Source organism: Streptomyces sp. ATLC9, from assembly GCF_057196705.1.
This window is the reverse complement of sequence record NZ_JBXUOY010000315.1, coordinates 1-5,586: the sequence shown is the minus strand read 5'-3', so window position 1 is coordinate 5,586 and position 5,586 is coordinate 1. Positions and strand designations below refer to the sequence as shown.

6 protein-coding genes and 1 pseudogene are annotated in these 5,586 nt (G+C 74.9%); 4 read left to right on the top strand and 3 right to left on the bottom strand.

The genetic code is table 11. The features are described 5' to 3' along the window. Window positions 1-65: 65 nt before the first annotated feature. Both AC2CJA_RS23445 and AC2CJA_RS23440 read right to left on the bottom strand, forming a co-directional pair. Window positions 66-170 (bottom strand): methionine/alanine import family NSS transporter small subunit, encoded by a 105-nt coding sequence (locus tag AC2CJA_RS23445; protein WP_241717629.1) that lies wholly within the window; start codon window positions 168-170, stop codon window positions 66-68. Then, a complete protein-coding gene (locus AC2CJA_RS23440) occupies window positions 170-1,759 on the bottom strand; it encodes a sodium-dependent transporter (RefSeq protein WP_484604670.1) in 1,590 nt (529 codons plus the stop codon). Before AC2CJA_RS23440 ends, AC2CJA_RS23445 begins: the two co-directional genes overlap by 1 nt. A gap of 90 nt (window positions 1,760-1,849) precedes the next feature. Between AC2CJA_RS23440 and AC2CJA_RS23435 the strand changes: the two genes are divergently transcribed. Both AC2CJA_RS23435 and AC2CJA_RS23430 read left to right on the top strand, forming a co-directional pair. Further along, window positions 1,850-2,815, top strand: a complete 966-nt coding sequence (locus AC2CJA_RS23435; RefSeq protein ID WP_484604669.1) for a helix-turn-helix transcriptional regulator — start codon at window positions 1,850-1,852, stop codon at window positions 2,813-2,815. Between the two features lie 172 nt (window positions 2,816-2,987). Further along, window positions 2,988-3,515: a DUF4240 domain-containing protein gene (locus AC2CJA_RS23430; protein ID WP_484604671.1), complete on the top strand. Its 528-nt coding sequence runs from the start codon at window positions 2,988-2,990 to the stop codon at window positions 3,513-3,515. Window positions 3,516-3,542: 27 nt separating this feature from the next. Here the strand turns inward: AC2CJA_RS23430 and AC2CJA_RS23425 are convergent. Then, window positions 3,543-3,982, bottom strand: a pseudogene (locus tag AC2CJA_RS23425) (GNAT family N-acetyltransferase). A 93-nt stretch (window positions 3,983-4,075) separates the two neighbouring features. Here AC2CJA_RS23425 and AC2CJA_RS23420 point away from each other — a divergent pair. Together AC2CJA_RS23420 and AC2CJA_RS23415 are read left to right on the top strand one after the other, a co-directional pair. After that, window positions 4,076-4,966, top strand: a complete 891-nt coding sequence (locus AC2CJA_RS23420; RefSeq protein WP_484604668.1) for a TIGR01777 family oxidoreductase — start codon at window positions 4,076-4,078, stop codon at window positions 4,964-4,966. A 275-nt stretch (window positions 4,967-5,241) separates the two neighbouring features. Continuing rightward, window positions 5,242-5,586, top strand: a 345-nt coding sequence (locus tag AC2CJA_RS23415; protein WP_484604667.1) for an FAD-dependent oxidoreductase, incomplete at its 3' end; no start/stop codon positions are given.

Below are 5,586 nucleotides of genomic sequence, written 5' to 3'. Positions count from 1 at the left end.
CCTCCCACCTGCCGGGAGGCGCGCCCGGCCCCGCTCCGGCCCGGGGGACCCCGCGCCCGGGGGTGTCAGTACTCCTCGGTGTGGCCACGGAGCCTGAGGACGGCCGCGAGCAGCCCGCCCCACACCACGGCCATGGCGACGATCATCATCACGACGGCACCCGCCGACATCAGTACCTCCCTTCCCCGGGCGTGCCCGGCCGGCTCTCCTCGGGGCCGCCCGGCCCCGAGGGTTCCGTACCCGCCGGCCCCGTGCCGCGCGGCCAGGGGAGCAGGGAGGCCAGCACGCCGAAGGCCGGCGCCCCCAGGGCGACCGCCCACCCGGACCAGAACAGGAAGCCGGACGGGTATCCCCCGTAGTTCTCGTCGAACTCCGAGCGCAGGCTGTCCACCATCATCCAGCCCAGCACCAGCGGGGTGACGACCCCCAGCGCCAGACGCCACCACACGCCCAGCCGGATGGCGGAGGTGGCGTCCGCGTCCCGCTGGAGCACCGGCAGCCTGCGCAGCACCCAGGCGATGACGATCACCGCGACCAGGGAGGCCAGGGCGATGCCGTAGCGGTTGATGAAGTGGTCGGCGGAGTCCAGCAGGTACAGCCCGCTGTCGGTGGGGAAGAGCAGGATGGAGACCAGGGCCGTCAGCCCGCCGGCACCGAGCACGGCCGGGAGGCGCCCGATGCCGGTCTTGTCCTGCACCGAGGCGACCACCACCTCCACGATGGAGATCAGCGAGGTGAAGCCGGCGATCGCCAGGGAGCCGAAGAACAGCAGGCCGAACAGGGTGCCCAGCGGCATGCTGGAGATGATCGTCGGGAAGGCGATGAACGCCAGGCCGATGCCGTCGGTGACGGTCTCCCCCACCGGTGTGCCGCTGGCGGCGGAGAGGAAGCCGAGGGTGGCGAAGACCCCGATGCCCGCCAGGAGTTCGAAGGAGCTGTTGGCGAACCCGGCGACCAGCGCGGAGCCGGTGAGGTCGGCGCGGCGGCGCAGGTAGGAGGCGTAGGTGATCATGATGCCGAAGCCGACCGAGAGGGAGAAGAAGATCTGCCCGTAGGCGGCGACCCAGACACCGCCCTCGGCCAGCGCCCCCCAGTCGGGTGAGAACAGCGCGTCCAGGCCGGTCCCGGCGCCGTCCAGGGTGACCGCGCGGATCACCAGGACGGCGAAGAAGACCACCAGCAGCGGGATGAAGATCCGGTTGGCCAGTTCGATGCCGCGCCGCACCCCCATGGCCAGGACGGCCAGGACCGCGATCCAGATGACCAGCAGCGGCCAGAAGACGCCGCCGACGTAGGAGGAGATCCAGCCGGGCCGCTCGGCGGTGCGCAGGAAGTCGCCGAAGAAGTAGGCGTTCGGATCCCCGCCCCACTGCTCGCCCACCGAGAAGCCCACGTAGCGCACCGCCCAGGCCAGGATCACGGCATAGTAGGCGGCGATGACGAAGGAGACCGCCACCTGCCACCAGCCGATCGCCTGCGCCGGACCGGACAGTCCGCGGAACGCGCCCGGCGGGGACTTCCGGTAGCGGCGGCCGAGCGTGTACTCCAGGATCAGCAGCGGCAGGCCCGCCGTCACCAGGGCGATCAGATAGGGCAGCAGGAACGCCCCGCCGCCGTTCTTGTAGGCCTCGGAGGGGAAGCGCCAGATGTTGCCGAGCCCGATGGCCGAGCCGATCGCCGCCAGCAGGAAGCCCGTACGGGTCCCCCACTGGGCTCGGGGCGGCGGAGTCGTCGGGGTGCTGCTGGATTCGGTGGCCATATGAGACGTTCCTAGGCTTTTGTCCCTGCGGGTTGACAGCACGCTAACAGCGCGCGCCGCGCCGCGCGCTCCGGCGGGGATGATGGGCCTATGCGTGCTGCCCGGCTGATCGAGATGGTGCTGCTGCTCCAGACGCGGCGGTCGATGACCGCCGCCGAACTGGCCGAGCGGCTGGAGGTCTCCGAGCGCACCGTCGCCCGCGACGCGCTGGCCCTGTCGGAGGCGGGGATCCCCGTCTACGCCGACCGGGGGCGGGCCGGCGGCTACCGGCTGGTCGGCGGCTACCGCACCCGGCTGACGGGTCTGGGGCGCGACGAGGCGGAGGCGCTGTTCCTGTCCGGGGTGCCCTCCGCGCTGCGGGAGATGGGCCTGGCGGACGCGGCCTCGGCCGCCAGGCTGAAGGTGGCCGCGGCCCTCACGCCCGAGCTGGCGGACGCCCCGCGCAGCGCGGCGCAGCGATTCCATCTGGACGCCCCGGGATGGTGGCGGCCCACCGGGACCCCGGAGGCGCTGCCGGTGCTGGCCCGGGCCGTGTGGGACGACCGGCCGGTCGTCGCGCACTACCGCCGCCGGGACGGCTCCGGCGCGGAGCGGACGCTGGAGCCGTACGGCCTGGTGCTCAAGGCGGGTGTGTGGTATCTCGTCGCCCGCGCCGACCGTGACCCTCGCGTCTACCGGGTGGACCGCTTCGGCTCCGTCACCCCGCTGGAGGGGCGGTTCGAACGTGAGGCGGACTTCGACCTGCCCGGCTTCTGGGAGGAGCGGGCCGCGGCCTTCGCCCGCTCGATCCTGCACGAGACCGTCGTGGTGCGGCTGACCGAGGCCGGGAGGCGCGCACTGCGGCACGCCGCCGACCGGGCGGCGGCCGAGGAGGCACTGGCGCGGGGGGAGACCGACGAAGAGGGGCTGACCACCGTCCGCCTGGCCGTGGAATCCCTGGACGTCGCCTACGACCAGCTGCTCGCCCTCGGTCCGGAGTGCGAGGTGCTCGGCCCGCCCGGGCTGCGCGAGCGCATGGCGCGGGCGGCCGAGCGCATGGCCGGGCTCTACCGGTGACCGCCGGGCGTCCGGCCGCGAGCCGCCGGGCGCCCGGTGCGCGCCCGGCGCGATGCCGCCGGTACCGGACACCTCCCGCCGGGTTCTCCCACCGGTCCGGAGCGGGCGCCACGCCGGTCGGGCGCCCCGCGTGCGGGCGGCCCGGGCAGAACGGATCCTTGGTCCCGTGACGATGCACGAGACGGAGTTCTGGGAGCTGGTCGACAGCACGCGCGAGGCCGCCGGAGGCGATCCGGTCGACCACGCCGAACTGCTCGTCGACCGGCTGACGCTGCTCGATCCGGACACCGTCGTGGACTTCGCCCGCCACTTCGAGGCCAGGGTGAACCGGGCCTGGCGCCCGGACGTGCGGGGCGCGGCCCGGGTGCTGCTGGGCGAGGCGGACGAGGACGCCTTCGACTCCTTCCGCTGCTGGCTGGTCGGCCAGGGCAGGAAGGTGTTCGAGGGCTCGCTGCACGACCCGGACTCTCTCGCCCACCTGCTGGAGGACTTCGACCCGGAGGTCGACGGCGAGGGCGAGGACATCGGCGGCGCCGCGGACGACGCCTACGAGCGGCTCACCGGCCTGGAGCTGCCCGAACTCGGCCTGCCCGACCCGCCCCCGGAGCCGGAGGGCACACCCCCGGACTTCGGGGACGACCGGGCCCTGGCCGCGGCCTTCCCCCGGCTGTGGGAACGGTTCGGGCCGCCGAGGGGGTGATTTTGTCCGGCGGGCGGCCCGGGGCGGTCAGAGCGCCGGCGAGCGCCCCATCGGCACGTCGTCCGCGTAACCGTCCTCCAGCGGGAGCTCCCCCGGCGGCACGCCCTCCACCGCGAAGCCCTCCGAGGCGTACAGCGCCCGCGCGGGCGCGTTGTGGCCCAGCGCCCGCAGGGTGATCCGCGAGGCGCCCTGCCCACACCCCGGCCGCGCACCGCGCCGTCCACCGCCGGTCCCTGGACCCGGCGGACGTGGCCGTTGCTCTCGAGCGGGGCGGGCCGCGCCGGCCTGATGTGGCCCACCGGCCTGCCCTCCCGTTCGGCGACGAGGAACTCCCGGGGCCGGCTGCCGCCGTGGAAGAACGGGCCGTACGGCGGCCGCGGCCTCGGGGTGACCACGTGCAGCGGCGACCAGTTGCGCCGGTCCGGTTCCGCCGGGGCCTGGCCGTCCTCCTCGGCGGCGGGGCGCACGAGGGGGCGCGGGGAGTCCGGGGAACGCCGGGGACGCGGACATGCCGGTCACTGTGCCTCGCCATCGGACCGGCCGTCCACCAGTATTGCCCCATGCGTATCGCGGTCACCGGCTCCTCCGGTCTCATCGGCCGGGCACTTGTGGACTCCCTGCGCGCCGACGGGCACGAGGTGCTGCGTCTGGTGCGGCGCCCGGCCCGGACGGGCGAGGAGGTGGAGTGGGATCCCAGGAGGCAGTACGTGGACGCGGCCGGGCTGGTGGGCTGCGAGGCGGCGGTGCACCTGGCCGGCGCGGGCGTCGGCGACCACCGCTGGACCGAGGCGTACAAACGGGAGATCCGTGACAGCCGGGTCCTGGGAACGGCCGCCGTCGCCGAGGCCCTGGCCTCGCTCGACACCCCGCCGCGCACCCTGGTGGTCGGCAGCGCCGTCGGCTACTACGGCGACACCGGCGACCGCGCCGTGGACGAGGACGCGCCGCCCGGCCACGGTTTCCTCGCCGGTGTCTGCCAGGAGTGGGAGGAGGCCGCCGCGCCCGCCGAGGAGGCGGGCATCCGCACCGTGTACGCCCGCACCGGACTGGTGGTCTCCCGCACCGGCGGGGCGTGGGGACGGCTGTTCCCGGTCTTCAGGGCCGGGCTGGGCGGACCGCTGGGCAGCGGCCGGCAGTACTGGAGCCACATCGCGCTGCACGACCACATCGCCGCGCTGCGGCATCTGCTGGACACCGGGGGGCTGTCCGGGCCGGTCAACCTGACCGCGCCCGAGCCGGTCACCCAGCGAGAGGTGGCCGCCGCGATGGGCCGGGTGCTGCACCGCCCGGCGGTCCTGCCGGTACCGGCGTTCGTGCTGCGCGCGGCGCTGGGCGAGCTTTCCACGGATGTGCTCGGCAGCCGGCGGGTGCTGCCCCGGCGGCTGCTGGAGTCCGGTTTCGTCTTCGCCTTCCCCGGTATCGAGGACGCCGTCCGGGCGGCGCTGCGCTGACCTCGCGCCCACGGAGGCTTCACAGCCGGGCCGTGCGGGTGGCGGGCGGGTGGCGACCGGCGGCGGACTGTGCGGCACGAGCCGGATTCGACCGGTGTGCGACCGCCGTACACCCGTGCGCGACCGGTGTGCGACCGTGCCCGGTGCGTGCGCGACTGTCCGTGATCGCCCGCTTCCCTAGGGTCGGCTTGAAAGCGCGCGTCGAACGCTTCTTCGGAGGGCAGGACCCCCTCCGGACGTCCGCTCGCGCCGCAGTTTCGACCACGGGAGGTCCCATGCCCGGCAGCGCGCTCCGCCCCGGTCCCGGCCGAGACCGGGAGACCACCGATGTCGTCGTCGTCGGCGCGGGCCTGGCGGGCCTGGCCGCCGCGCACCATCTGACCGGCGCCGGGCTGCACGTCACCGTGCTGGAGGCCACAGGCGCCGTCGGGGGCCGGATGGCGACCGAGGAGGTCGACGGCTACCGGCTGGACCGCGGCGGCCGGCCGCTTCTCTCCGGCTGGGCCGAGCTGCGCCGCTGCCCCGGTCTGGCCGGGCTCGAGCTGCGCCCCTTCTCCTCCGGGGTGCTGATCCGCAGCGGCGACCGCGCACTGCGTGTCGGCGCACCCCGCACCGCCCGG

Bases quoted from the DNA above. Each gene is read 5' to 3' on its own strand.
- AC2CJA_RS23430 (WP_484604671.1), top strand. From the start codon at position 2,988: ATGCACGAGACGGAGTTCTGGGAGCTGGTCGACAGCACGCGCGAGGCC.
- AC2CJA_RS23420 (WP_484604668.1), top strand. From the start codon at position 4,076: ATGCGTATCGCGGTCACCGGCTCCTCCGGTCTCATCGGCCGGGCACTT.
- AC2CJA_RS23435 (WP_484604669.1), top strand. From the start codon at position 1,850: ATGCGTGCTGCCCGGCTGATCGAGATGGTGCTGCTGCTCCAGACGCGG.
- AC2CJA_RS23440 (WP_484604670.1), bottom strand. From the start codon at position 1,759: ATGGCCACCGAATCCAGCAGCACCCCGACGACTCCGCCGCCCCGAGCC.
- AC2CJA_RS23445 (WP_241717629.1), bottom strand. From the start codon at position 170: ATGTCGGCGGGTGCCGTCGTGATGATGATCGTCGCCATGGCCGTGGTG.